This window comes from Azospirillum himalayense (assembly GCF_042657465.1).
Classification (GTDB): Bacteria; Pseudomonadota; Alphaproteobacteria; order Azospirillales; family Azospirillaceae; genus Azospirillum; species Azospirillum himalayense.
The window spans coordinates 41,547-66,291 of the sequence record NZ_JBHSLC010000017.1 but is presented as its reverse complement, the minus strand read 5'-3'; the positions used below and the strand labels follow the sequence as shown (position 1 = coordinate 66,291).

Genomic DNA, 24,745 nt, shown 5'->3' with positions numbered 1-24,745 from the left:
GCTGGGTCTGGTCCGCGAGGACAACGCCGCCAAGCAGAGCGTCATCGACCGGCTGGGCCAGGAGCTGGGTCTGGTCCGCGAGGACAACGCCGCCAAGCAGAGCGCTGTGCAGCGGTTGGTGGCCGAACTCGACGAGCGGGTGGGCAAGGTCCGGGAACTCGAAGGCCTGTGCCACACCTCCATCGGTCGCGCGGGCGATCTGGCGCGGCGCCTGCACCGCAAGGACCAGGTTCTGGCGCTGACCAGCAGCACCCTGGTCGACTACCGCAGCATGTTCGGCGGCACGCTCGAACTGGCCTACCGGTCCCGCCGCATGCCGGGCCGCCTGACAGACGGCGGTCGCTACGTCGGGTCGACGCGGGCCGACTCCGCGACCCGCCGGCGCATCGGCATGGACGTGATGTCGATCCAGTTCGGGGTTTCCGGCGGCGTCGAGGTCTACATGAGGACCCTGGTCCAGGCGTTGATGACGCTGGAGGGCATCGGGGTCGTCCTGCTGTGCCTGGAGTCGCAGCTTGAAAGCCTGCGCAAGAGCTTCGGCGCGGAGGTGGCCTACTACGTATACGGCAGCCGCCCGATGCTGCGTTCGGCCAAGCGGCTCGATGCGCGGATTCATCGCCGGGTCGACGTCGAGACGGTGGAACGCGTCCCCGCCTCCTTCGCTCGCCTGCGCGAGGATGCCGGCGTGCAGATCCTGCACTGCCCGGTGCAGTGCTATTCGCTGTTCGACTTCAACGTTCCGGCGGTCTTCCATCTGCACGATTTGCAGCACCTGCACTTCCCGGAGAACTTCCGGCCATCGGACGTGGAGGCGCGCAACCACTACTACGGACTCTCGGCCGACCTGTCCGACGTTGTCGTCGCGACGAGCGACTACATCCGCGACGACATCGTGTCCAAGATGCACGTCCCGTCCGAAAAGGTCGTGCGCATTCCGGCTACCTGGGACCCGAAGGTCGAGGCCGGCCTAGCGTCCTTCTCGCCCGAGGACGCGCGCCGCACCTACCGGCTGCCGCCGCTGTTCGGTCTGTTTCCGGCGCAGTTCTGGCCGCACAAGAATCACGCCCGCCTCGTCGAGGCCCTGGCGATCGTGCGCAGCCGCCTGCCGGATGTCGACTTCAAGCTGGTCTTCACCGGCAACCGGGCCCATTCCGGCTGGCCCAAGGTCGCCGAAACCATTGAGCGGCTGGGGCTTCAGGACCACGTCCTCTGCCTGGACTATGTGCCGGTCGGTCATCTGGCCGCCCTCTACAAGTGCGCGGCCTTCTGCGTAATGCCCTCGACCTTCGAGGCGTCCAGCTATCCGGTCATCGAGGCGCAGCTTTTCGGTTGCCCGTCGATGTGCTCAAACGTCACATCGCTTCCCGAATTGATGCGTGATGGTGCGGGGCTGCTGTTCGACGCCTATGATGTGGACGACATGGCGGCCCAGATGCTTCGCTGGTTGCGCGATCCGGACGACGCTGCGGCGCATGCCGAGCGGGCGGCCGTGAAGGTGCGCCGCGAACACGGCATGGACAGCTATGCGGCGGGCATCGCCGACGTCTATCAACGCATGGTCCCCCTGTGAACAGGGCCTGTGAGCCGGACCGCTCGCAACGTGTTAGAATGAGGAGAATGATGCGGTTTCAGGTCTCAAAGCCGGTACTGGCCGGACGGGAACGCGACTATGTCCTGGATGCGGTGGATTCCGGCTGGATTTCCAGCTCGGGCCCCTACATCGGCAAGTTCGAGCAGGCGGTCGCCCGCGTGCTGGGCGTGGAAGAGTGCATCGCGGTGAGCAACGGCACCGTTGCCCTCCACCTCGCCTGCATGGCGCTTGAGCTGAAGCCTGGCCAGGAGGTGATCGTCCCAAGCCTCACCTATGTGGCGACCGCCAACGCGGTGGCCTATTGCGGCGCCACGCCGGTGATGGCTGACTGTGACAAGACCACCTGGAACATGACCGCCGAGGCCGTCGAGGCGCTGATCACGCCGAAGACGGCGGGCGTCATCGCGGTCCATCTCTACGGGCTGCCCTGCCCGATCGAGGAGATCGCGGCGCTGTGCGAGGCGCGGGGAATCTGGCTGATCGAGGATTGCGCGGAAAGCCTGGGCGCCACGGTGCGCGGGCGCGCCACCGGCACCTTCGGCGACGCGGCCACCTTCAGCTTCTACGGCAACAAGACGATCTCCACCGGTGAGGGCGGCATGGTGGTCATGCGCGACCCTCAGCGCCGGGCGCACGCCCGCATGCTGCGCGGCCAGGGCATGGACCCGCACCGCCGCTACTGGCACCCGATCATCGGCTACAACTACCGTCTGACCAACGTCGCGGCGGCGATCGGCTACGGCCAGATCGAGCAGGTGGGCTACCACCTGTCGGAACGCCGACGCATCGCCGCCGCCTACCGCGAAGGCCTGCGCCTGCTCGCGGTGGAGGGGCTGGTCGCCCTGCCCGCCGAAGTGGAAGGGCTGGACAGTTCCTCCTGGCTGTTCAGCATGGTGCTGAGAGACGGCGGCGCCGAGCGGCGCGCGCGCATCATGGAGCGCCTGGAGCTCGAGCACGGCATCGAGACGCGCCCGTTCTTCGTGCCCATGCATCGCCTGCCTATGTACGAGCAGCCGCTCGACTTGCCCAACACCGAATATCTGGGCGACCATGGCATGAACCTGCCGACCTATTCGGGGCTGACCGACGCCGAGGTGGCGGAGATTTCGGTCGCGGTCTGCGATGTGGTGCGAGCCGTTTAAGGAAGGTCCCGCGGCGACGCGGGAAAGTTTGAAACCATGAACGACCTTGAACGCAGCTTGGCCTTCAAGCCGACCGAGGAGGATTTGGCCCAGGTGCGGGCGCTCCCGCTGGAGCGCCTGCCCAAATTCTCCGTCGTCATCCCGTCCTTCAACCAGGCGAAATACATCGCCGCGACGTTGGACAGCGTGCTGGCCCAGGATTATCCGAACATGGAAGTCTTTGTGGCCGACGGTGGCTCGAAGGACGGCTCCGTCGAGATCGTCGCCGACTATGCGGCGCGCCATCCCGACCTGATCCGCTACCATTCGGGTCCCGACGGCGGCCATCATTTCGGCGTCAACAAGGGCATTGCCAACACCGACGGCGAGATCATCGCCTGGATCAACTCGGACGACCTGTACGAGGCGGGTGCCTTCTGGAAGGTGGCGGCCTTCTTCCATTTCAACCGGAACGCCATGGTCGTTTACGGGCGCAACAACTACGTCAACGACGACCTCGCCGTCGTGACCGAGTATCCGGTGGACTGGAGCCCGCTGTTGACCGAGCAGGTCCGCCGGATGATGCATTACTGCCTACCCCCGCAGCCCTCGCTGTTCTTCAAACGCACCGCGGTCACCCTGTGCGGGGCGCTGAACCACAAGATCCTTGATTATGAACTGTGGATGCGGTGGCAGAAGAACATTCCCTTCTATTTCATCGATGAGCTTCTGTCCCTGTCCCGCTTGCAGAAGGATGCGATCTCGGTCAACGCCGACGATAAGCTCCTTCTGGGGATTTGCGACGTCGTGCACGAATATTATGGCGTGGTGCCCTACAGCTGGGCGCTGCGCTACGCCTACAACCAAGCCTATGGGGCCGCTTGGGCGCGGGGGGAGGCGCCTCCGATCACCCGGCGGATCAAGCTGCAAGGCTGGCGCCTCTGGCTTGCCATGAACCTCGTCCGCCTGCCCCGCAGCGCCAAGCACGCCGCCAGCCGCTTCCGCGCCCTGCTGCGCGAAAGCCGCCGCGCCGCGGCCTGAAGAACAGGAAAACGTTGTGGCCACCGAATCAGCCGTCACTCCTATCGGCATCAGCGTCGTCGTCCCCTCTTACAACCAGGGCCGTTTCGTCGACGAAACGCTGCGCAGCCTGCTCGACCAGGGGTATCCGGACCTGGACATCCTTGTCATGGATGGCGGTTCGACCGATGACACGGTCGAGCGGTTGCGCGCCTACGGCGACCGCATCCGTTGGGTCAGCGAGAAGGACGAGGGCCAGACCGACGCCATTATCAAGGGCTTCGCCCGCACGGCCAAGCCATGGATCACTTGGCTGAACTCGGACGACGTGCAGTGCGACCGCGCCCTGTGGCGGGTGTCCGAGGTGGTGGCGGCCGATCCGGCGGTCGAAGTGGTGGTCGGGCGCGCCCATTACATGGACGCCGACGGCAGCAACCCGCGCCCCTATCCGACGATCGACGTCGGTCCCGAGGTCGATGTCCGGCGCGAGGTGTTCGAGAAGGGCTACATGGCCCAGCCGTCCATCTTCTTCCGCCGTGACCTCTACGACCGGGTCGGCGGTCTGAACCGCGCGCTGAACTTCTGCATGGACTATGATCTGTGGGCTCGTTTCGCCGCCGCAGGGGCGCGGTTCGGTAAGATCGACGCCGATATCTCCGGCAACCGCTGGTATGAGACCACCAAGACCGCCGGTCAGACCCTGGATCTCTACGCGGAGATCCTGGCGACGCAGCACCGCGTTTTCGGTGCGGTGTCCCCCTACTTCGTGCAGGCGGTGAGCGATCACCTCTATGCCAAGTTCCATTCGAAGTTCTACGGGGACCGGGGCCATCTCTTCTTCCGCTGGCTCTACTTCAAGGCGCTGTGGGTGATCATCAACGTCCGTGCGCCCTGGTACTGCGCCAAGGGGCTGGCTTGCCAGACCATCGCCAAGTCCGGGCCGATCGTCGGGGACCGGATGACGCTGAAGGACTGGCGCGACGGGTTCCGGACCTTCCTCAAGCATGGGCGCGAGATCCAGCCATGAGCAACCCGACGACCGGCAAACCGGCCGGCGCGCATCTGCGCATCGTGCCCGTTGGAGCGGGCGATGCCGCTCTCCTGGCCGACCTGTTCGCGAGGATTCAGGCGGATCCGGCCGCCGCGCGCTTCCATCCCCATCCCTTCACCGCGGACGAGGCGGCGAAACGCGCCGCTTACCAGGGGCTCGACCTGTATGCCGTCATGGCCATAGGGGACGAGCCGGTCGGCTATGGGATGCTGCGCGGCTGGGATGACGGCTACGCGGTTCCCAGCCTCGGCATCTACATTGTGGAGGAACACCGCGGCAGCGGCGCCGGCCGGGCGTTGATGGACTATCTGCACTTGGCCGCGAAGCTGCGCGGTGCGCCGGCGATCCGGCTCAAGGTCTATCAGGACAACGAGCGTGCCCGTCGCCTCTACGAGGCGCTCGGCTACGGCTTCGCGAGCGAGTCCGAACACGGGCAGCTTGTGGGGCGGCTCGCGTTCTGAGGATCGGCGCCGGTGCGGATCGCGCTCGTCACTCCCGTCCTGAACCGCCGCGATTTCCTGCGCCAGACCATGGACTGGGTGCTCGCGGCCGATCCCGGCGGGCTGGAATACGTGGTGGTGGACGGCGGTTCGACCGACGGCAGCCTGGACGTTGTCCGGGAACGCGCCGGCCGGCTTGCCGGCTTCATCAGCGAACCGGACGACGGGCTCTACCACGCCCTGAACAAGGGATTCGCGCGGACGAGCGGCGAGATCATGGGCTGGATCAACGCCGGCGACGGCCTCTTCCCGGACTCCCTCGCCATCGTCCGCGAGGTCTTCGAGACCTTTCCGGAAATCGAGTGGGTCACCAGCCGGGTGGTGAGCTTCCTTGACGAGGCGGGGCGGCTGGTCGAACAGGGGGTGCATCAGGGCATCGCCCGCGAGAGTTTCCTGGCCGGCGAGCATCTGGCCGGCTTTTCGCGGGGGCGGTCGATGACCTTCGTCCAGCAGGAATCGACCTTCTGGCGGCGCTCGCTGTGGGACCGGGCGGGCGGGCGTCTCGACACCTCGCTGGCGCTCGCCGCGGATTTCGAACTGTGGCACCGCTTTTTCGGGCACGCGCTGTTGTGGTCCGTGTCCGCTCCGCTCGGCGCCTTCCGCCGGCATCGCGACCAGTTGAGCGCGGTGCGCCACGACGACTATGTGGCGGAGGCCGGGAGCGTCCTGCGCCGGCAGGGCGTGCACCCGCGCGGGCGGTTCGGGCAGACTCTCTCGGTGGGGCTGCGGCGCAGCCTGCCGCGCCCGCTGCGGCCCGCCGCCGCTCGGCTCGGGCTGTTCCGTCCAGCTCCGTTCTGCCGCTTCGACGGCGCGGCGCAGGCTTGGTGCCTGGAGTGGCTCTGAGGACGAGGCTCCGATAGGATGTTCGGCCCCGCAACCGGACGGGCGAGGCGCGCCCGTCCGGTTGCGGGGCCGCTTTTGGAAAAGGTCATGCGCTTGTGCCACGGTGCCGGGGGCGATATTAACCTTTGTGGTCCATCGTGGCGCCGCTTTTCATCGGCGGGAGCCGCAGCAGCCCGAGTTAGTCGCCATGTCCATGCCCGCACCGTCCCCCTCCGCGTCCCCGCACCGCTTGGCCCATCTGCAGCGGCTTGAGGCCGAGAGCATCCACATCATGCGGGAGGTGGCGGCGCAGTTCCGCAACCCGGTCATGCTGTATTCCATCGGCAAGGACAGCTCGGTGATGCTGCACCTCGCGATGAAGGCCTTTTATCCATCGCGGCCGCCGTTTCCGCTGCTGCACGTGGACACCACCTGGAAGTTCCGCGAGATGATCGCCTTTCGCGACCAGCGGGTGACGGAGCTGGGGTTGGAACTGATCGTGCACGTCAACGAGGAGGGCGTGCGGCAGGGCATCGGCCCGGTCTCGCACGGGTCGGCGGTGCACACCGACGTGATGAAGACCCAGGCGCTCCGCCAGGCGCTGGACAAGCACGGCTTCGACGCGGCCTTCGGCGGCGCCCGGCGCGACGAGGAGAAAAGCCGTGCCAAGGAGCGCATCTTCTCCTTCCGCACGGCCGCCCATCGCTGGGACCCGAAAAACCAGCGGCCGGAGCTGTGGAACCTCTACAACGGCCGCATCGACAAGGGTGAAAGCATCCGCGTCTTCCCGCTGTCCAATTGGACCGAGCTGGATGTCTGGCAGTATATCCACCAGGAAAACATCCCCGTGGTGCCGCTGTATTTCGCCAAGCCGCGGCCGGTGGTCGAACGCGACGGGGCTCTCGTCCTGGTGGATGACGACCGACTGCCGCTGCGGCCCGGCGAGATGCCCAAGGAAACATGGGTGCGTTTCCGCACGCTCGGCTGCTACCCGCTGACCGGTGCGGTGGAAAGCCGGGCGGAAACCCTGCCGGAAATCATCCGCGAAATGCTCCTGGCGACCACGTCGGAGCGCCAGGGGCGTGTCATCGACCAGGATGCCGCGGCATCCATGGAGGTCAAGAAGCAAGAGGGCTATTTCTGATGAACGCCGCGACCGGAACCAGCAACGCCCTGGACGCTCACCTGCGTCTCCGGGAACGTCAGGGCCTGCTGCGCTTCATCACCTGCGGATCGGTGGACGATGGCAAGTCGACGCTGATCGGCCGGCTGCTCTACGACTGCAAGCTCCTGTTCGAGGACCAGCTGACCAGCCTGAAGACGGATTCGGCGCGCTTCGGCAGTGCCGGCGCGGGTGCGTTGGATCTGGCGCTGCTGGTGGACGGGCTGGCTGCGGAGCGGGAGCAGGGCATCACCATCGACGTCGCCTACCGCTATTTCACCACGGAGCGGCGCGCGTTCATCGTCGCCGACACGCCGGGGCACGAGCAGTACACGCGCAACATGGCGACCGGCGCCTCGACCGCGGAGGCTGCCGTCCTGCTGGTGGACGCGCGCAAGGGGCTGCTGACCCAGACGCGCCGGCACAGCGCGATCATCGCGCTGCTCGGCATCCGGCACGTCGTGCTGGCGGTCAACAAGATGGATGCGGTGGGCTGGGATCAGGCCACCTTCGAGCGCATCGCCGCGGAGTACCGGCTCTTCGCCGATCAGCTCGGCATCACCGACGTTGCGTGCGTCCCGGTCTCCGCCCTGACCGGCGACAACGTCACGGCGCCTTCGTCGGCCATGGGCTGGTACGACGGGCCGACGCTGCTCGCCCGGCTGGAGACGCTGGAGGTGGGCGAGGTCCGGGCGGACCGCCCCTTCCGCATGCCGGTGCAGTGGGTGAACCGGCCCAACCAGGACTTTCGCGGCTTTTCCGGCACCATCGCCGACGGCGCCGTCAGACCGGGCGACCGCGTGGCGGTCCTGCCGGGCGGGCGCACCACCACCGTGACCCGCATCGTCACCATGGACGGCGATCTGGCGGAGGCCGGCGCCGACCAGGCGGTGACGCTGGTGCTGGCGGAGGAGGTGGATGTGTCGCGCGGCGACGTGCTGGCCGCCGACGACCGGCGACCGGAGGTGGCCGACCAGTTCGCCGCCCATGTGGTGTGGATGAGCGAGCAGCCGCTCCTGCCCGGCCGCCCCTACATCTTGCGGCTGGGCACCGCCACCGTGGGTGCCACGGTCACCCAACTGAAGCACCGGATCAACATCAACACGCTGGAGCACACCGCCGCCAAGCACCTTGATCTCAACGAGGTGGGCGCCTGCAACCTGTCCCTGGACCGACCGGTCGCCTTCGAGCCGTACCGGGACAGCCGCGGCATGGGCGGGTTCGTGCTGATCGATCGCATGAGCAACGCCACCGTCGGCTGCGGCATGGTTGATTTTCCGCTGCGCCGGGCGTCGAACATCCATTACCAGCCCATGCGGGTGGACAAGGCGGCGCGCGCCGCCGCCATCGGGCAGACGCCCTGCGTGCTGTGGTTCACCGGCCTGTCGGGGGCCGGGAAGTCCACCGTCGCCGACGTGGTGGAGCAAAACCTGCACCGCCGCGGTCTGCGCACCATGAGCCTGGACGGCGACAACATCCGCCGCGGGCTGAACAAGGATCTCGGCTTCACCGACGAGGACCGGGTGGAGAACATCCGCCGCGTCGCCGAGGTGGCGAAGCTGATGGTCGAAGCCGGGATGATCGTGCTGGTCAGCTTCATCTCGCCCTTCCGCAGCGAGCGCCGTCTGGCGCGGGAGCTTCTGGAACCGGGCGAATTCCTGGAGATCTTCGTGGACGCGCCGCTCGGTGTTTGCGAGGCGCGCGATCCCAAGGGCCTGTACCGGAAGGCCCGTGCCGGCCAGCTCCCCCACTTCACCGGCATCGACAGCCCCTACGAGCCGCCCGAGGCGCCGGAGTTGCGCTTGCAGGCCGGCGAGGAGACGCCCGACCGCCTGGCCGCCCATGTGCTGGCCCTGCTTGAGGCGCGTGGCATGGTGCCGCCGGTCGGTTGAGCCCAGTACGGCCGGGCGGCCGTCAATTTAGCCCAGGACGGCCGCCCGGCCGTCAGGTGATGTGGGGGATCAGGTCGGTGTGGCGGGCGATGGTCAGGCTGGCCATCGACGCACTGGGCTTGCCTTCCTTCGGAGGGGCGCAGGCGTCCGGCAGCAGCGCCCGCAGCCCGACGCCAGCCGCCCGCGCGGCCTCCATGTCGGTCGCCTGATCGCCCAGAAAGACCGACCGGGCGAGGTCGAGGTCCAGGCGCCGCGCCGCCTCCAAGATCATGCCGGGGTTCGGCTTGCGCCAGAAGCTGTCGCGCGCGTAGCGCTCCACCACACCCCCGCGGTGATACGGGCAATGGAAGATCCCGGACAACTCGACGCCGTGCCGCCGGAATTCGCCACCCATCCAGGCGCTCAGCTCCAGGAACGCGGCCTCGGTGTAAAGGCCGCGCGCGATGCCGGACTGGTTGGTGATGACGGCAATGCGCAGGCCGCGGTCGACGGCGTGCCGGGCCAGGGCGAAGACGCCGTCCATGAAGACGAAGCGCTTGCGCTCGAAGACATAGCCATGGTCGACGTTCACAACCCCGTCGCGGTCGAGCAGCAAGGCCCGGCAAGGCATCGTACGATTTTCCTGGGCGTTCAGGCGCTGCGCGCTTCTTAGCAAGGGGAGCGGCTGGCGCGCAACGCTGGAGCTTTCCCGAAGCGGCCTCATCCGGCCCCGACGGGATCGCCGGCGCGGCGGTCGAGCCCTGCCGTGCGGCCGATGCGACCGGACAGAAGCATCACACGCCGAGGCGCGTCCGGTCAGCCCACCCAGCGCGGCTGTCTGGGTACGCCGGGCCGGTCGAGCCAGTTGCCGAGATAGCGGTTGCCGGCGTGGCGGATTTCCAGGAAGCCGGCGGATTCCAGGGCTGGCTTGTGGATGCGGAAGGTCTTCAGCATGCCGAGCGTGGCGGCGCTTTCCAGCGGACCGGCGAAGGCCGTGTCGTGGTCGCCGAAATGGGGCTGCGCGGCCCAGTGGGCCATCTGCGCGGCGTTCAGGAAGAAGCAGCCGGCGTGCGGGTTGTGCGGGCGCTCGAAGACGACCGGGGTGCCGAGCGCTTGGCAGGCCAGGGGCTCCCGGTCCGCGGCCGACTGCCAGGGAGCGGCGAAGTCGGCCGACAAATGGCCATCGATGTAGAGCTTTTCCGCAGAGCCCGGCCGGATCTCGTAGCGGTGCGGAAGCAGGAGTGCGTCGGAGCCGGCTTGGTCGAGGAACCAAGCGAGCTTGTCGAAGAACAGAGGGTCTTGAAGGATCAGGTCGTCCTCCATGTAGCCGTACCAGTCATAGACGCCGATCCGTTCCGCCAGGACACCGTGGCAGGCGAAGCCGAGAAGCAACGGCTCGGCCTGGGTCGGCCGATGGGTGGACAGGGAGGTATCCGGGGGTAGGGCCGTCAGCGCGTGCCGGCCCTGCGTCGTGCAGACGACGATGTCGAGTTGCGCCTCGGCGGCCCGATTGGCCAGCCTGCGGATGTTGTGCCGACGGTTCAGAAGCTGCGATTGCCGCGGTCCGAAGGCCCGGTGAAGGGAGGCCAGCACCTCGTGCAGCATCGTCGCACGGCCGGCGGCGTTGCCGCCGGTCGATCCGTACTGGCCGGGTCCGGCCTCGACATAATGGGGGATCGTGATGAGCAGCTTCATGCGATCCCTCAAGAGGTCCCGGGCGCCCTCGGGCGCGTTGCGCGCAGACTAGGATCTCCGCGCGGGTTGTTCAACCTGCGCGGAGGTGTCCTGCCTGTGATGGCCCCATGGGCGCGAAGACCATGCGGCGACAGCAGTCGGACCGGCTCCGGGAAACCGCTAGGAGGAGGACAGGACGCTGTCCAGCATCCCGGGAAGGGCCATTTCCCATGGCCGCAGCGTCAGACCGTGCACGCGCGCCAGCCGGCCGCAGTCGAGCACGGAATTGGCCGGCCGACGCGCCGGCGTCGGGAAGTCCGCGGTGGTGATGGCCTCCACATGCGGAACCTTGGCCAGATGCGGGGCCGCCAGCTCGAAAATTCGCCTCGCGAAGCCGCACCAGCTCGTGGCGCCTTGCCCTGTGGCGTGGAAGGTGCCGAAGCCCTCCGCCGGCATGGCCCCGGCCGTCACGTCCAGCCGTTCGGCAAGAGCGAGGAGGGTGTCCGCCAGGTCACCCGCGAAGGTCGGGCAGCCGCGCTGGTCGTCGACGACCCGCAGCCGGTCGCGCTCGCGGCCAAGGCGCAGCATGGTCTTGACGAAGTTGTGGCCGTGGACGCCGTAGACCCAGGCGGTGCGCAGGATGACGTGCCGTGGGCACAGGCGGCGGACCGCCTCCTCTCCCGCCAGCTTGCTGGCTCCATAGACGCCGAGCGGCGCCACCGGGTCGTCCTCGCGGTAGGGGGTGGGCTTGCTGCCGTCGAAGACATAGTCGGTGGACACGTGGATCAGCGGGACGCCGGCATCGGCGCAGGCCTCCGCCAGATGGGCCGGGCCGTCGCGGTTCACAGCGTAGGCGGCATCGGCATCGGCTTCCGCCTTGTCGACCGCCGTGTAGGCTGCGGCGTTGACGACCACGGACGGTGCCGCCTCCCGGACCAGCCGGCGCACCGCGTCCCGGTCCGTGATGTCCAAGGTCGCCCGCCCGGTGCTGCGGCAGGCGATGCCGGCCGGCGCGGCACGGCGGGCCACCTCCCAGCCGAGCTGGCCGTCCGCGCCGGTGAGCAGGAGGCGGACCATCACGCCAGCTCCGCCACCGGTGTCAGCCCGAGCCGCTCACCGGCGTAGCGTCCGTTGCGGATGTCCTCCCACCAGGGGCGGTTCTCCAGATACCAGGCGACCGTCTTGCGCAGCCCGCTCTCGAAGGTCTCGCGCGGGCGCCAGCCCAACTCGCGCCCGATCTTGGTGATGTCCATGGCGTAGCGCGCGTCGTGCCCCGGGCGGTCGGCGACGTGGGCAATCAGGCCCCGGCGCGGCGCGGCGCTCGGCACCATCTCGTCGAGCAGGTCGCAGATCTGGCCCACCACGTCGATGTTGCGCCGCTCCGCCTCGCCGCCGATGTTGTAGGTCTCGCCGGTGCGGCCGCGGGTCGCCACGGTCCACAGCGCACGCGCATGATCCTCGACGAACAGCCAGTCGCGGACGTTCTCGCCGGTTCCGTAGACCGGCAGCGGCTTGCCCTCAAGCCCCTTCAGGATCATCAGCGGAATCAGCTTCTCGGGGAAATGGTAGGGGCCGTAGTTGTTGGAGCAGTTGGTGACCACGGTCGGCAGGCCATAGGTGTGGTGCCAGGCGCGGACCAGATGGTCCGACGACGCCTTGCTGGCCGAATAGGGGCTGGTCGGGGCGTAGGGGGTCGTCTCGGTGAACAGCCCCTCGTCGCCCAGCGAGCCGTAGACCTCGTCGGTCGAGATGTGGTGGAAGCGGAAGGAGTCGCGCGCGGCGCCGTGCAGCCTGGACCAATGGGCGCGAGCCACCTCCAGCAGGGTGTAAGTGCCAACGATGTTGGTCTCGATGAAGGCCGCCGGCCCTTCGATGGAGCGGTCGACGTGGCTCTCCGCCGCCAGATGCATCACCACGTCGGGCTGCACCGCGGCGAACAGATCGGCCATGGCTGCCTTGTCGCCAATGTCGGCCCGCACGAAGCGGTAGCGCGGGTTTCCGGCGACGCTGGCCAGGGAGGCGAGGTTGCCGGCATAGGTCAGCTTGTCGACGTTGATCACATCGGCGTCGGTCTCGCCGATCAGCAGACGGACCACAGCCGATCCGATGAAGCCGGCGCCTCCCGTTACGATCACCTTCATCGCGCGGAATTCCGATCAGTAGTGGAAGACGGCCGGCAATTCGCCGAGACGCGGCTGGACCCGGTCTTTGGCCGACAGGATGGCCTGGGCCTTGGACACGGGCCAGGCGATGCCCAGGTCCGGATCGTTCCAGAGTAGGCCCTTGTCGTGCGCGGGTGAATAGACGTTGCTGACCTTGTAGAGGACTTCGGTGTCCGGTTCCAGGGTCACCAGGCCGTGGGCGAAGCCGATGGGGATCAGGATCTGGTTCCACGTCGCGGCGGAGATGACCGCCGAGACGTGCCGGCCGTAGGTCGGCGACCCGACCCGCAGGTCGACAGCGACGTCGAGGATGGCGCCGCGCAGCACGCGGACCAGCTTGTCCTGCGCGAAGGGCGGGGTCTGGAAATGCAGCCCGCGCACGGTGCCCGTCTCCGCCGAGAAGGAATGATTGTCCTGCACGAAGTCGATGTCGATGCCGGCATCCGCAAAAGAGGCCTTGCTGTAGGTTTCCGAGAAGAAGCCGCGCTCGTCACCATGCTTTTTCGGCCGGATGATCTTGATTTCAGGTATGTCCAGAGATTCGACAGAAATCGACATGAAAAACCTTCCGAAACCAGAAACCACACGGCCAGCTTACACGTTGGCTTATGATGCTTAAAGATGAGTAAACCTTATCTTCTGATGCCCTCCGCGACGGAAAGCCTGGACCCTTGCCGTCGGGAGCATGGCCCAGGGCTTACGGATGGAGCCATGGAACTGTGGCCTCGATCCAATGGGAGCGGCGGTCGATCAATGCCCGGCACTCGGTGGACAGGCCGTGCAGCCAATGCACCAGAAGGTCCTGGGCCACGCCGGCGGCCTCCGCGCCATGGACGCGGCGCAGGGCGTCGGCGAAAGCCGCGTCTTCCGCGGGCAAAGGTGGGAGCGTATCGAGAATGCCGACCAGGAACGCGGCGCAATCGACGCCGGCCCGCATCCAGCTGTCCATCGACCAGGCGACGGGGGCATCGTCGCGGTGGTAGATGGGCGGGTCGCGGAACTGGACAAGCGTGAAGCCGCGCAGCAGACCGGCCACCGGAACCAGGTAGTCCCACCACGGAACGCCGAGGCAGAAGCGGCGGGGGATAGCGTCGGGCAGCCGTCGGGACAGGTGGAAGAGGTCGAAGCCGTGCTCGTAGACCGTCACCTCGTCCAGAGACCGGGTGAAGTTCTTGCGCCGCGAGACCACCAGAACGCCCGCATCCGAAGGGCCATCCGGCCGGAGGTCGGCCATGGCGGGCGCCGAGAAGTTTCTGGCGAACAGGATGTCGGCGTTGGTCAGGGTGAAGCCGCGGCCCTGCCGGTCGAAATAGCCGAAGATATCCTCCAGCGCGACCAGCGGCTTGGCATAGAGATCGGTGGTGTCGGTCGGCGCCTCGACCAGGGCGATCCCCGGATCGGTCCCCCGCGCGCCCAGCTCCGCAAGCTCGGACTCGCTGTGGAAGGACAAGGGCGCGCATCCGGACAGCCGCCACGACCGGATGCAGGCGAGCGTGTAGGGATCGGATGCGGTTTTCGGCACCAGGGACGTCGCGAGGGGGATCAGCATGATGCCTGCAGCAAGGGCCGGTTCGGAAGAGCGTTGGCGCGTTCTTCTATAGCGGGCTTGCACGTTCGGCAAGTGGACGAGGGTGTCGATTCCACCTGGAAGCGGACGTCAGGCTTGCCCGTTCCCCGCTTCCGGCATCCGGGTGGCCATTGCCGCTCCAGGCTTGTCCTGAGGCGTGGCGTTGCGCGCGCGGAGTTGCTCGAGGATGGTCTTTGCCCGATCGTCGTCCAGCTCCACCGCCTGGACCAGCCAGCGTTCCGCCTGCGCCATGTCCTTGTCCGGACGCCAGATGGCGTTCAACTCGCCGAGCGCCACCATGGCCGCCGCCTCCTTCTTCTGGGCGGCGGCGGTCAGCCAGCGTTCGGCTTCGGCCAGATCCTGAGGCACGCCGAGGCCCTGCATGAAGAAGCGGCCCAGATTCACCTGCGCCCCCGTATGCCCCTGCTCGGCCGCCTTGCGCGACCATTTGGCGCCTTCCTTGTAGTCCTGCGGCACGCCATCGCCGCTGGCGAAGATCGCACCCAGCCGGAACTGGGCGAGCATGCTGCCTTGTTCGGCGGCCCGGCGGTACCAGTCGAGCGCGGTCGCCGGGTTGCGCGGTACGCCCAGCCCGAGGCTGTGAAAGAGGGCGATGTTGTAGCCTGCGTCCGGGTTGCCCTGCTCGGCGGCCCGCCGGAACCAGTCCATGGCGCGGTTGTAGTCGCGGTCGACGCCCCGGCCTTCGGCGTAGAAGGCGCCGATGCGCAGCTGCGCCTGGCTGTCGCCCTGTCCGGCCGCCCGTTCGTACCAGCGGGCAGCCTCCATCTCGTCCTTCGGCACGCCCGTTCCGGCCAGATACATCTGGGCGATGACGTGCTGCGCGCGGCGGTTTCCCAACTCGGCGGCGCCGCGATACCAGGCGGCGGCCTCGAACAGGTTGGGCTGGACGCCGTGTCCGCGGCTGTGCAGTTCGCCCAGCAGCACCATCGCCTCCGTGTCGCCCTGGACCGCCGCCTTGCGCAGCCAGGTCTCGGCCTTTCCGGCGTCCTGCGGCACCCCGAAGCCGCGAGTGTAAAGCGTTCCAAGCGCTCGCTGGGCGGCGGCGCTGCCGGCATCGGCGGCGCGGCGGTAGCAGGCGGCGGCTTCGGCGGCGTCCTGCGCCACGCCCAATCCCGCCGCGTACTGGCTTCCCAGATAGTACCAAGCCATCGGGCTGTCCTGCTCGGCGGCCTTCTGGAACCAGGCGCGCGCAGCCTCGGGGTCGGGCTTGCCCCGGTAGCCGCCGGCGAGCAGGGTGCCGAGGCCGAGCTGGGCGGCCGCGTTGCCCTGTTCCGCGGCGCGGCGGTACCAAGTCTCGGCTTCCTCGTAGTCGGGCTTGATGCCGAAGCCGGAGGCGTGCATGTAGCCCAGCATCGCCTGGGCGGAGACGACGCCCTGCTCGGCCGCCGCCCGCGCCCAGCGCAGCGCCTCCTCGTAGTCCTGGTCGATCTTGAGGCCGTTGGGGAAGAGCCGCGCCAGGGCGTCGTCGGTCGGCGTCAGGCCCTTGGCCCCCTCGCAGCCGTAATAATACATCTCGGCCAGCCGGGCCTGTGCGTCCGGGTTACCCTGCTCGGCCGCCTGCCGGTACCAGCCGACGGCGTCCACGGCGTTGCGCAGCACGCCTTCGCCGAAGTCGTACAGGCGGCCGATGCGGTGCTGGGCCTTGGCGTGGCCGGCACGCGCGGCTTCCAACCAAGCGTCGAACGCGGCCTTGTGCTGGCCCCGCTCGTAAGCCTTCAGCCCCTGGTCGAACGCGTCCTCGGGCGATCCCCGCCCGAGGAACTTCTTGGCAGCGCGGAACACTTGCCGCATGGAACATCCACCTTGCGCATCTTCGTGGAACAGCTTGCGGAATTACGGCTCCCGCATGCCTTCCGACACGTTCTTCATCACGCCTTCCAAGAGATAGGACATGATGGTCCGCTGTCCCACCAGGATGTCGGCGCTCACCGGCATGCCGGGGATCAGCCGGAAATCCTTCGGGACGTCGCGCAACGTCACGTCGGTCAGCTCGATGCGGGACCGGTAGAACGGTTGCCGGACCTGACTGCCGTCTTCGCGCTGGGTGAAGGAGTCTTCGCTGATGGTGCGGACGACGCCCTTGGCCATGCCGTGCTTGAGATAGCGGTAGGCCTCGAACTTGACCTGCACCTCGTCGCCCACCTTCACCGAGCCCTGGTCAGCCGTGTTGATCTCGGCCTCGATTTCGAGCTTGGCGTTGAGCGGCATCAGGGTGAAGAGCTGGCGCGCGCTTTCCACCACCGACCCGACCGAGAAGTGGCCGATGTCCAGAACCACGGCGTCCTCGACCGCCCGCAGGGCGACCAGATCACGCCGCTTCTGGGCCTTGGACAGCTCCTCGTTCGCTTGGTTCAGTTCGTTGCGGCGCGCCACCAGGGAGACCATCACCTCGCTGCGCCATTGCTGGATGAAGGCATCCCGCTCCGCGCGCAGGGCCTCCAGGTCGTGGCTGGCCGTGCGGATGGTGCTGTCGCTGATCGACAGGTTGCGCTCGACCTCGACGCGCGAGTCGGCCGCCAGCAACGAGTTGAGCTTGCTGCCGACCTGGTTGCGCTCCAGCTCGTGCCGCATCGTTTCCACCTGGGTGACGATGCCCAGGCGGGCCTTGTAATACTTGGCGTCCTCGCGGCTGCGGCCGATGGTCGCTTCCGCCGTCTGGATGCGCTGGTCGTAGTTGGCGAGCTTCGCCCGCAATTCCGCCTGCCGGGATTTCCAGAGCGACGCCTGCATCAGGTTGTCGGGGTCCTTGCGCCCGGCCGCCTCGAAGGGCTTGCCGTCGGCCTCGGCCGTCAGGCGCGCGATCTCCGCCTCCAGGCTGCGGGTCTTGGCCTGGAGCTGGGCCACGTCGGCCGCCGAGAAGGTCGGGTCGAGCATCGCCAGGACTTCGCCGCGCCGCACCGTCTGGCCGACGTGCACGTCGATGCTGCGGACGATCGAGACTTCGAGCGGCTGCACCACGATGGTCGGCGTCTGCGCGACCACGCGGCCCGGCGACGCGACGACCCGGTCGATGTTGAGCACCGAAGCCATCACGATCAGCGCGACCATCATGCCGACCAGAGCCCACAGCGTGATGCGCGCCGTGAAGGGGTCCGGGCTGCCGATCAGTTCTGCCGTCTCGCCCTGGGAGTCGTTTATCGCCTGCTCGGCATCCCGGTCAGGAACTGGATGCGGTCGACGTAAGAGAAGGGCGGTCATGGGTCGGTCCTGGAGCGAGATGGCGGTTTTGCTGGAACCAGAGGTGCCGGTAGACGTCGCAGCGGTTCAGCAGCTCGTCGTGCTTGCCGGCGTCATACAGCTTGCCGCGTTCGAGAACGAGAATCTGGTCGCAGTTCACGAGCGAGGCGAGCCGGTGGGAAATGACGATCATCGTGCGGCCCTGGCCGATGCGGGTCAGGTTGTTGTTGATGATCGCCTCGCTGTCGGGATCGAGCGCGCTCGTCGCCTCGTCGAGGATCAGCACCGACGGGTCGACGAGCAGGGCGCGGGCGATGGCGAGGCGCTGCTTCTGGCCGCCCGAGAGGTTGCTCGACCCCTCTTCGATCTGAGTCTCGTAGCCGCGCGGCAGGCGTTCGATGAATTCCTCCGCGCCGGCCAGGCGGGCGGCCCGCATCACCTCGTCGAGCGAGGCGCTCTGGCGCGCCGCCATGATGTTTTCACGGATCGTGCCCTGGAACAGGAAGTTGTCCTGGAGCACCACGCCGAGGTTGGAACGCAGGTGGTTCAGGTCGATCTCGCGCAGGTCGACGCCGTCGATCTTGATCAGGCCGTCGTACTGCTGGTGCAGACCCTGCAGCAGGCGGGTGACGGTCGTCTTGCCCGAGCCGCTGCGCCCCATGATGCCGACCGTGGTGCCCGGCTCGATGGTGAAGGACACGCCGTCGAGCGCGTAGTTCTGCGAGCCGGGGTAGCGGAAGCGAATGTCGTTGAAGCTGATGTTGCCCTTGATCGCCGGGCGCACGCCGCGGCTGTTGCGGGGCCGTTCCGGCTGCTGGTTGACCACGCCGGCAACCTGGCCGATGGCGCCCCGGACCTCCTGCAGCTGCTGCATGATGCCGGCGATCTGCACGAAGGGTGCCACCGCGCGCTGCGCGATCATGCTGAAGGCTACGATGACGCCGGCCTGGACGACGGCGTCATCGCCGATGGCGAGATAGGCGCCGAGCCCCAGAGTGCCGATATAGACCGCGCGCTCCAGCGGCTGCAGGATCGTCTGCGGCTGGTTGTTGAGCAGGTTCATGGCCTTGGTCGCGCGCACCGCCTCGGCGACGCGGACGTCCCATTCCATCCGCTTGCGCCCTTCCAGCGCCAGCGACTTCACCGTGCGCATGCCGTGCAGGATCTCGATCATGAACGAGCCCTTGCGCTGCTCCGCTTCGATCACCCGCTTGTAGGCCCGGCCCATCGGCCTGATGTAGATGTAGACGACGAAGAACATCAGCGCGGCCAGGCCGAGCACCAGGAAGGCCAGGTGCGGGCTGAGCACGAACATCACCGGGACCAGGATGATCAGGGTCATCGTGTCCAGCATGGTCCCGAACAGCTGCCCGGTCAGGAAATTGCGGATGCGCCAGACTTCGTTCAGGCGATAGTTGATGATGCCGGTCGGCGTGCGCTCGAAGAAGTCGATCGGCAGGTTGATCATGCGCTCGAAGATGTACAGGCTGATGCGCGCGTCGATCTTGGACGTGCCGACGGCGATCAGGTAGCGCCGCAGGTAGCCGAACAGCGCCTCGAAGCCGATCAGGAAGGCCATGGCTCCGGTCAGGACAGCCAGGGTCGACAGGCGCTGGTGGACCAGCACGCGGTCGATGATGACCATGTAGGTCAGCGGCGGCACCATGACGAGGAGGCTGAGCATCAGCGCCGACACGGCGATGTCGCGGAAGGTTTTCCGTTCCTTGAGCATCTGCCCGACCAGCCACATGAGGCCGAACGGCTGCTCCTCGTCGTTCAGGGCGTAGGAGCGCTTGAACAGAATGGTCTCGCCGTCCCACACGGAGCTGAGGCGGACCTCGTCGACCGCGACGCAGGCGTCCTCGCTGCTCAGCGGGTCCTGCAGGACCGCCGCCGAGGTCGAGCCGTTCTCCCGGAAGCCGATCAGAAGCATCGCGCGGCCGTCGCGCAGGCGCAGCAGCGCCGGCAGCGCCTTGCCCAGGCGCGTCAGATGCTTCCAGCTCAAGGTCGTCGGCCGGGCGGTAAGGCCGTTTTCCTGGGCGATCTTGGTCAGCAGCTTCGGTCCGATCTCATCCGCGCTGATTGCGTAGTCGCGCAGAATCTGGTCGACGGACAAATGGAGGCCATGGTGGCGCGCCGCGATGACAAGTGCATGCAGGTTTGTGTGCATGGCCGTCCCGGCCGGTTCGTCGTGCGAATGTGTGGCGGTCTGGCTGTGCATCGCGGGTCTTTGGTTCCAAGGCTCGTCTGACGAGCGGACTGTAATGTAGAATCTACAACGAATACAAGCGACCCTCTGTGACCAATCTCCCTTCTGATGGGGGAACTCCTTCTACCCATATCGATTGGATAGGATGCGTACAAAGCGATTCCCGGGGAAATCCGATCGCTTTCGGGTTGTGGTCCATGGAATGATGCGGACGGTGCCCGATGGCTCCGTCCGCATTATCCTTTCGATCAATGCCGCCCCGCTGATCCACCGGTTTCTGGCGGTCGGCGAGCGCTGAAAGCGTTTATCAGCCAGCTGTATGTGCCGGCTGTATGACGTGGAGGGGGCGCGATGTGCGACCCGGAGGACGTCGCGCCGTGGCCCCTGATTGGCGCGACACTTCCGCCATTGCGCGGATGACGAAGGCTTTGGGCGCGGGGCTCTTCCCGCATGCGGCCGATTTTTGTTCTCGGCGACCGCCAATTGAGCGCGTCAAAGATTGATCGCATACTGATGAATGAGCCGGCGGACGACGAGTTCGTCCAAAGGATCCCGAACTGTGTGGGGCCAAGCGGACTGAGTGGTCGCATTCTCCAAGCGACATGGGAGCCGACTTCGGCCTCCAGACGCACCTCGGCAATCGGCAACTCCGGACAGGTCGGGTCCATGGTCAGGAACAACAGGGCCGGACGGGCCGTGATCGTCTCCAACGCGGCGGCCAGAGAGGAGAAAGTCGGGAAACCGTCGGGAGATTGCGTGACCAGGACGAACAGGATCGGATCACTGGAAGCCATGACAGCCCGCCAGCGTTCCACGCATCGCGTGAAGTGGGCGTAGTCACGCTCATTCGCCGGAATATGGTGGTTGAACATGGACGCGATGCCGAATTCCCGCCCGTAAAAGGAATGCTCGCATCCCTTCCGATCTGCATGCAACCGTGTTGTCATTCCGACGCGGTCGACGCCACCGGTGGGGCCGCCATGGCATCGGTGTGGACGCTGATCCATTTGAAGCCGATCGACAGGTGGCGCTGGTCGGTGGCGTTCGGGTCCAGGAAAGTGGGCGGGCAGGCCGCCGGCGCCTCGATCCACAGGACGCGCTCCCGTGTCGGGTTGTCGAAGGCCAATTCGATGGTGCCCTCCCCACCGCTGATGGCCGGGCTTCGGACCTCCTCGCCCAACCGGAAGCGGACACCCCGCGCCACGCCCGGTCCGAAGTAGGAGCACAGGCAGGACAGGCGCACCTCCCGCGGCAACGGGGCATCGAAGGTGATCGAGGCCAGCGTGCCGTCGGCCCAGGAGCCCCATCCTTCCGCGGCGCTGAAGCCGGTGAAGCGCGCGGGTGCGGCGTCGATGGCGCCGCTGCTGAAATCGATGTGGAGCGGCCCGGTCCAGCCGGCCTTTCCGGTGTCCGTGGCGGCGGTCCGGTCCGGATCGGACCCGAAGGCGCCGAGGTGGAGGCGCCGCACGCGCGCCACCGTATCGTCCACGTCCAGCGACCAGCTGGTGTGCACGCTGCCGCGGCCGACCCGTCGCGAAACCAGCATGTGGTAGTCCAGGTCGAAGGCGCGGCTCATCAGGAAATAGTGGGGGGCGTTCAGGAAGCCGTGGGGGAACAGCTCCAGCACCAGGGTGGACTTGCGGCAGAATCCCAGGTTGGTCAGGCCGGCGCCGTGGCTGGCGACGACGATGTCGGCATCGGCGAAGGCGAGAACCTGCTGGTCGTAGGTCAGGCCGGACGCCTCGAGGATGGTGAAGCCGCAGTCGGCCAGCCGCTTGATGAGGGCGTCCTCCTCGATCAGCAGGCGCGCGCCGCTGTCGCGGCGGCTGAGATAGAGGCGGTTCGTCCCGCCGCCCGCCGCGATGCCGGCCCGGCTTCCGCCGTCCGCACCGGGGCGCACGGCCTTCAGGATCGTGGCGTAGGTCGCCCGGGTCCAGCGGTTGGGGAGCCAGCTCGGCTCGAAGGTCATCGAGGTGAGCAGCAGCCGGGAGAAGCGGTGCGGCCGGTTCCCCAGCTCCACCACCCGCCCGGCCTCCACGCCGAGCAGTTCCAGCGAGCGCCGCTGCCACGGCCGCAGAGTCGGCACCACCAGCCGCACGCGGTCCAGAAGGCCGGTCTTCCTCAGGAAGACGACGATGCCCAGGGCGTCCTGGTGCCAGTGGTAGTAGTTGTTGCAGGAATGGTGGCACAGCAGCACCGCGGGCTCGTCCACCGGCACGGCTCCACCCTCCGGCCCCGCGCCGAGCGCCTGCACGTCCGGCATCCCGGCGAGATGCAGGAAGGGGTTGCCGCGCAGGGCCGGCCACAGGCTTTCCAGGATCAGGGTGCCGGAGTCATCCACCACGCAGCAGGCGTTTCCCACCACCGTGGCGTCGTTGAGCGCGATCAGCCGCAGCGGCGGCAGGGGGTTCGCCATCGCCTTTTCGAAGGTGAAACGGTTGAAGCCGCCCAGCGCGTCCAGGGCGGCGGTGTCGTAGTCGGCGCAGGGGGCCGTGGTGAAGGAAACCGTGTCCATCTCGTCCCGCAGCCGCAGGACGACCTCCTCCCCACGCTCCAGCAGCGAGCCCTTCCAGGCGTCGTCCGCCAGCGGGACCGTCCGGATGGGCAGCGTGTCCAGGAGCTTCCGGGTGTTCAGTGAGAAGAGCTTCATGATGGATACCGCGGCATGGGACGGAGGGAAGGGGAAGGCGAGGCGGCGGCGAGGCCCGCCCGGGCGGTCAGTCGGTGCGGACGGCTCCGCTCAGGACCGTTTCCCAGTCCTGCGCGCTGCGGAAACGGCCTTGCGCCCGCATGGCGCGCTCATGCTCGGCCGGGTACTTCACGTAGCAGCTCAGGGCCGCGTCGTACTCTCCCATCGTCCAGGTGCTGGTGTCGGATGCGCCGCGCGCCGCGAACATGAAGAAGGGAAACCGGCGCAGCCGGTGGGCCACGCCGAAACGCTCCAGATGCATGCGCAGGCAGCGTTCCGGGTTCCAGTTCCGGTACCAGCTCATGCGCCGGTACAGGTCGTCCGGCTCCCGCAGGATGTATTCCAGGAAGTTCAGGCCCGCCTCGACGTCGGCGCGGCTGAACAGACCGTAGCGGTCGACGATGCCATGATAGTCCTCGCCGTCCGGAACCCAGAAGTACCGGGAATCGAGCAGCGACAGGGGTGGGTGCGGACAGACGTAGTAATAGTCGGAGCGTGTGACGATGAAGCGGTCGTAGGCGTCCAGCGCGCCGCTTTTCCGCAGGTTGTGCAGCAGGAACCAGCGGTAGAAGGTGCCGATCCCGGCCGAGGCCGGGTGGGCGTGCGGGCCCTTGATGCCGCCGAGCCATTGGGACGGCACCTCCATGAGGCGCCGCCAGTCGGCTGTGCTGCCGAGGATGCGGGCAGCCATGTCGTAGACGTCGCCGTAATCCTCCGGTTCCTCGATGGTCCAGCGATGTTGGGCGTTCGCGAAGAAAGGGTTGGTGTGGTCGTAATCGGGGCCGACGCCGACGCATACGGCCAGGTCGGCTCCGATTTCGTCCAGGACGAACCGCTTGAAACTCGGCCAGGTGACCTCGTGGGCACGGGTCTGGTTGATGATGCAGACGAGGGTACGCTCAGCCATGACTTTTGCCTCGGGGCGCAAGCATCCTGTGTTCCAAACCGGCCGTCAGTCCTTTGGGAACGGAATCCGCTCGGGATCACGCGGGGCACGGGCCAGCACCTCGACCTCGTCCAGATGCAGGGCGTCCTGTTCCTGGAGCTGCAGGCGAACGAAGCGGGCCAGGACGCCCGGGCAGGCGATCCGCAAGGGAGCCCCGTCGATGCCGCCGATGCGGCTGCCGTCGTGGCGGTGCAGTGTCCGCCAGTGGACGCCGTCCGGAGAGACCAGCGCGCACAGGGTCCGGACCCGGTCGATGCTGTCCGGCGCGTCGATGCGGTTGTGGATGACGATTTCCTCCAGAACCGTCGGCGCCAGCAGGTCGACCTGCCACCACGGGGCGACCTCGAATTCGGTGTGGAAGCCGAAGCTGCCCGTCTTGATGCCGTCGACGGCGCCCTGCGGGTCGTTGGTGCGCGACCAGCGGGAATAGGAACTTTGCGTCGCCGGCTTGTGCAGGGCGACGTTGCGCAAGGGGCGCTCGTCCTGCGCGTCGGCGGGCGCTGCGCGCATGAAGAAGGCGTCGCCCCAGCCCTGCGGGCCGATCTGCAACCAACGCATGCGGAAGCCGAAGCCGGCGAGGAAGTGCCGGATCATCTCCAGCGTGGCGCCATCCTCGTACAGCGGCTCCTCGGCCACCTCGACGTAGACGAAGTCGAGCGTCCGCAACAGATGCCGGGCGCCGGACAGGACGAGCAGGTCGGCGCCCTGCGTGTCGATGACCATCAGGTCGATCGGCCGGTCGGCGAAGCGTTCGCCGATCAGCGTGTCGACGGTGGTGGACACGACCTCGATGTGGTCGACGTAGGTGATGTCCGGGTAAATCTCGGCATGCTGCCCGATGCCCAGCACGCTGGACGACGCGCCGTCGTTGCTCGACACGTTGAGCCGCACGGTCTTCCCGCCGCGGTCCAGACACAGCGCCTGTACGGGGATATGGCCCGGCGTACCGCCGACGCGCGCCTGAAGGTCGGCGAACAGGTGCGGGATCGGTTCGACGTAGACGATGGTTTGCGCACCGGAGTCCCGGTAGAGGCCGAACTCCTGCCCCCGGTGGGCGCCGACATGGATGATGCCGCGGGGACGCCGTCCGAACGAGGCGATGAGCGAAACGGGATCCATCGGGGACTCCGAAAGAGGTTGCCGGCAAGGACGGAAAGGCGGC

Annotated in this window: 21 protein-coding genes; 8 read left to right on the top strand and 13 right to left on the bottom strand. The window is 67.4% G+C overall.

The annotated features are described in order from the left end of the window. The 8 genes from ACFPMG_RS11585 to cysN all read left to right on the top strand — a co-directional run. Positions 1 to 1,570: glycosyltransferase family 4 protein (locus ACFPMG_RS11585; RefSeq protein ID WP_376995284.1), on the top strand; the 1,570-nt coding region annotated here is incomplete at its 5' end. Positions 1,571 to 1,617: 47 nt separating this feature from the next. Continuing rightward, positions 1,618 to 2,733, top strand: a complete 1,116-nt coding sequence (locus ACFPMG_RS11580; RefSeq protein ID WP_376995283.1) for a DegT/DnrJ/EryC1/StrS family aminotransferase — start codon at positions 1,618 to 1,620, stop codon at positions 2,731 to 2,733. A gap of 36 nt (positions 2,734 to 2,769) precedes the next feature. Further along, entirely contained in the window at positions 2,770 to 3,753 is a 984-nt protein-coding gene (locus tag ACFPMG_RS11575; protein ID WP_376995282.1) for a glycosyltransferase family 2 protein, read from the top strand. Between the two features lie 16 nt (positions 3,754 to 3,769). Further along, a complete protein-coding gene (locus ACFPMG_RS11570; RefSeq protein WP_376995280.1) occupies positions 3,770 to 4,759 on the top strand; it encodes a glycosyltransferase family 2 protein in 990 nt (329 codons plus the stop codon). Then, entirely contained in the window at positions 4,756 to 5,244 is a 489-nt protein-coding gene (locus ACFPMG_RS11565) for a GNAT family N-acetyltransferase (protein WP_376995279.1), read from the top strand. The genes ACFPMG_RS11570 and ACFPMG_RS11565 overlap by 4 nt, the downstream gene beginning before the upstream one ends. 12 nt (positions 5,245 to 5,256) lie before the next feature. After that, positions 5,257 to 6,126: a glycosyltransferase family 2 protein gene (locus tag ACFPMG_RS11560; RefSeq protein WP_376995278.1), complete on the top strand. Its 870-nt coding sequence runs from the start codon at positions 5,257 to 5,259 to the stop codon at positions 6,124 to 6,126. A 193-nt stretch (positions 6,127 to 6,319) separates the two neighbouring features. After that, entirely contained in the window at positions 6,320 to 7,249 is a 930-nt protein-coding gene (gene cysD / locus ACFPMG_RS11555) for a sulfate adenylyltransferase subunit CysD (RefSeq protein ID WP_376995286.1), read from the top strand. Beyond that, positions 7,249 to 9,159 (top strand): sulfate adenylyltransferase subunit CysN, encoded by a 1,911-nt coding sequence (cysN, locus tag ACFPMG_RS11550; RefSeq protein WP_376995277.1) that lies wholly within the window; start codon positions 7,249 to 7,251, stop codon positions 9,157 to 9,159. Before cysD ends, cysN begins: the two co-directional genes overlap by 1 nt. A gap of 52 nt (positions 9,160 to 9,211) precedes the next feature. On the opposite strand, the gene gmhB is transcribed toward cysN, so the two are convergent. The 13 genes from gmhB to ACFPMG_RS11485 form a co-directional block, all read right to left on the bottom strand. Then, complete coding sequence (gmhB, locus tag ACFPMG_RS11545) at positions 9,212 to 9,769, bottom strand: HAD family hydrolase (protein WP_376995276.1); 558 nt, start codon at positions 9,767 to 9,769, stop codon at positions 9,212 to 9,214. 185 nt (positions 9,770 to 9,954) lie between these two features. After that, positions 9,955 to 10,833, bottom strand: coding sequence for a hypothetical protein (locus tag ACFPMG_RS11540; RefSeq protein WP_376995274.1), 879 nt, complete (start codon positions 10,831 to 10,833; stop codon positions 9,955 to 9,957). Positions 10,834 to 10,992: 159 nt separating this feature from the next. Beyond that, positions 10,993 to 11,889 (bottom strand): dTDP-4-dehydrorhamnose reductase, encoded by an 897-nt coding sequence (rfbD, locus tag ACFPMG_RS11535; RefSeq protein ID WP_376995273.1) that lies wholly within the window; start codon positions 11,887 to 11,889, stop codon positions 10,993 to 10,995. Then, positions 11,889 to 12,953, bottom strand: coding sequence for a dTDP-glucose 4,6-dehydratase (gene rfbB / locus ACFPMG_RS11530; RefSeq protein ID WP_376995272.1), 1,065 nt, complete (start codon positions 12,951 to 12,953; stop codon positions 11,889 to 11,891). Before rfbB ends, rfbD begins: the two co-directional genes overlap by 1 nt. A 15-nt stretch (positions 12,954 to 12,968) precedes the next feature. Continuing rightward, positions 12,969 to 13,526 (bottom strand): dTDP-4-dehydrorhamnose 3,5-epimerase, encoded by a 558-nt coding sequence (gene rfbC / locus ACFPMG_RS11525; protein WP_376995285.1) that lies wholly within the window; start codon positions 13,524 to 13,526, stop codon positions 12,969 to 12,971. A 145-nt stretch (positions 13,527 to 13,671) separates the two neighbouring features. Next, on the bottom strand, positions 13,672 to 14,523 hold the full coding sequence (locus ACFPMG_RS11520) for a hypothetical protein (protein ID WP_376995271.1): 852 nt from the start codon (positions 14,521 to 14,523) through the stop codon (positions 13,672 to 13,674). A 108-nt stretch (positions 14,524 to 14,631) separates the two neighbouring features. Continuing rightward, the gene (locus ACFPMG_RS11515; RefSeq protein ID WP_376995270.1) at positions 14,632 to 16,353 is read right to left on the bottom strand and encodes a tetratricopeptide repeat protein; all 1,722 of its coding nucleotides are present in this window, start codon (positions 16,351 to 16,353) and stop codon (positions 14,632 to 14,634) included. Positions 16,354 to 16,395: 42 nt separating this feature from the next. Beyond that, complete coding sequence (locus ACFPMG_RS11510) at positions 16,396 to 17,760, bottom strand: HlyD family type I secretion periplasmic adaptor subunit (protein WP_376995269.1); 1,365 nt, start codon at positions 17,758 to 17,760, stop codon at positions 16,396 to 16,398. Continuing rightward, entirely contained in the window at positions 17,720 to 19,909 is a 2,190-nt protein-coding gene (locus tag ACFPMG_RS11505) for a peptidase domain-containing ABC transporter (RefSeq protein WP_376995268.1), read from the bottom strand. The genes ACFPMG_RS11510 and ACFPMG_RS11505 overlap by 41 nt, the downstream gene beginning before the upstream one ends. Positions 19,910 to 20,196: 287 nt before the next feature. Then, positions 20,197 to 20,820 carry a DUF1796 family putative cysteine peptidase gene (locus tag ACFPMG_RS11500; RefSeq protein ID WP_376995267.1) on the bottom strand — a complete coding sequence of 208 codons (624 nt, stop codon included), beginning with the start codon at positions 20,818 to 20,820 and terminating at the stop codon, positions 20,197 to 20,199. A gap of 71 nt (positions 20,821 to 20,891) precedes the next feature. Further along, positions 20,892 to 22,598: a glycosyltransferase family 61 protein gene (locus tag ACFPMG_RS11495; protein ID WP_376995265.1), complete on the bottom strand. Its 1,707-nt coding sequence runs from the start codon at positions 22,596 to 22,598 to the stop codon at positions 20,892 to 20,894. Positions 22,599 to 22,665: 67 nt separating this feature from the next. Further along, complete coding sequence (locus tag ACFPMG_RS11490) at positions 22,666 to 23,544, bottom strand: DUF7796 domain-containing protein (protein ID WP_376995264.1); 879 nt, start codon at positions 23,542 to 23,544, stop codon at positions 22,666 to 22,668. 45 nt (positions 23,545 to 23,589) lie between these two features. Continuing rightward, a complete protein-coding gene (locus ACFPMG_RS11485) occupies positions 23,590 to 24,702 on the bottom strand; it encodes an FkbM family methyltransferase (protein WP_376995262.1) in 1,113 nt (370 codons plus the stop codon). Positions 24,703 to 24,745: the final 43 nt, after the last annotated feature.

What these genes read in the sequence shown, in the direction of transcription:
- ACFPMG_RS11520 (WP_376995271.1), bottom strand. Translation starts at nt 14,523, where the DNA reads ATGCTGATCCCCCTCGCGACGTCCCTGGTGCCGAAAACCGCATCCGAT.
- cysN (WP_376995277.1), top strand. Translation starts at nt 7,249, where the DNA reads ATGAACGCCGCGACCGGAACCAGCAACGCCCTGGACGCTCACCTGCGT.
- ACFPMG_RS11565 (WP_376995279.1), top strand. Translation starts at nt 4,756, where the DNA reads ATGAGCAACCCGACGACCGGCAAACCGGCCGGCGCGCATCTGCGCATC.
- ACFPMG_RS11490 (WP_376995264.1), bottom strand. Translation starts at nt 23,544, where the DNA reads ATGGCTGAGCGTACCCTCGTCTGCATCATCAACCAGACCCGTGCCCAC.
- rfbB (WP_376995272.1), bottom strand. Translation starts at nt 12,953, where the DNA reads ATGAAGGTGATCGTAACGGGAGGCGCCGGCTTCATCGGATCGGCTGTG.
- gmhB (WP_376995276.1), bottom strand. Translation starts at nt 9,769, where the DNA reads ATGCCTTGCCGGGCCTTGCTGCTCGACCGCGACGGGGTTGTGAACGTC.
- ACFPMG_RS11580 (WP_376995283.1), top strand. Translation starts at nt 1,618, where the DNA reads ATGATGCGGTTTCAGGTCTCAAAGCCGGTACTGGCCGGACGGGAACGC.
- cysD (WP_376995286.1), top strand. Translation starts at nt 6,320, where the DNA reads ATGCCCGCACCGTCCCCCTCCGCGTCCCCGCACCGCTTGGCCCATCTG.
- ACFPMG_RS11515 (WP_376995270.1), bottom strand. Translation starts at nt 16,353, where the DNA reads ATGCGGCAAGTGTTCCGCGCTGCCAAGAAGTTCCTCGGGCGGGGATCG.
- ACFPMG_RS11500 (WP_376995267.1), bottom strand. Translation starts at nt 20,820, where the DNA reads ATGTTCAACCACCATATTCCGGCGAATGAGCGTGACTACGCCCACTTC.
- ACFPMG_RS11495 (WP_376995265.1), bottom strand. Translation starts at nt 22,598, where the DNA reads ATGAAGCTCTTCTCACTGAACACCCGGAAGCTCCTGGACACGCTGCCC.
- rfbD (WP_376995273.1), bottom strand. Translation starts at nt 11,889, where the DNA reads ATGGTCCGCCTCCTGCTCACCGGCGCGGACGGCCAGCTCGGCTGGGAG.
- ACFPMG_RS11510 (WP_376995269.1), bottom strand. Translation starts at nt 17,760, where the DNA reads ATGACCGCCCTTCTCTTACGTCGACCGCATCCAGTTCCTGACCGGGAT.
- ACFPMG_RS11575 (WP_376995282.1), top strand. Translation starts at nt 2,770, where the DNA reads ATGAACGACCTTGAACGCAGCTTGGCCTTCAAGCCGACCGAGGAGGAT.
- ACFPMG_RS11540 (WP_376995274.1), bottom strand. Translation starts at nt 10,833, where the DNA reads ATGAAGCTGCTCATCACGATCCCCCATTATGTCGAGGCCGGACCCGGC.
- ACFPMG_RS11485 (WP_376995262.1), bottom strand. Translation starts at nt 24,702, where the DNA reads ATGGATCCCGTTTCGCTCATCGCCTCGTTCGGACGGCGTCCCCGCGGC.
- ACFPMG_RS11505 (WP_376995268.1), bottom strand. Translation starts at nt 19,909, where the DNA reads ATGCACACAAACCTGCATGCACTTGTCATCGCGGCGCGCCACCATGGC.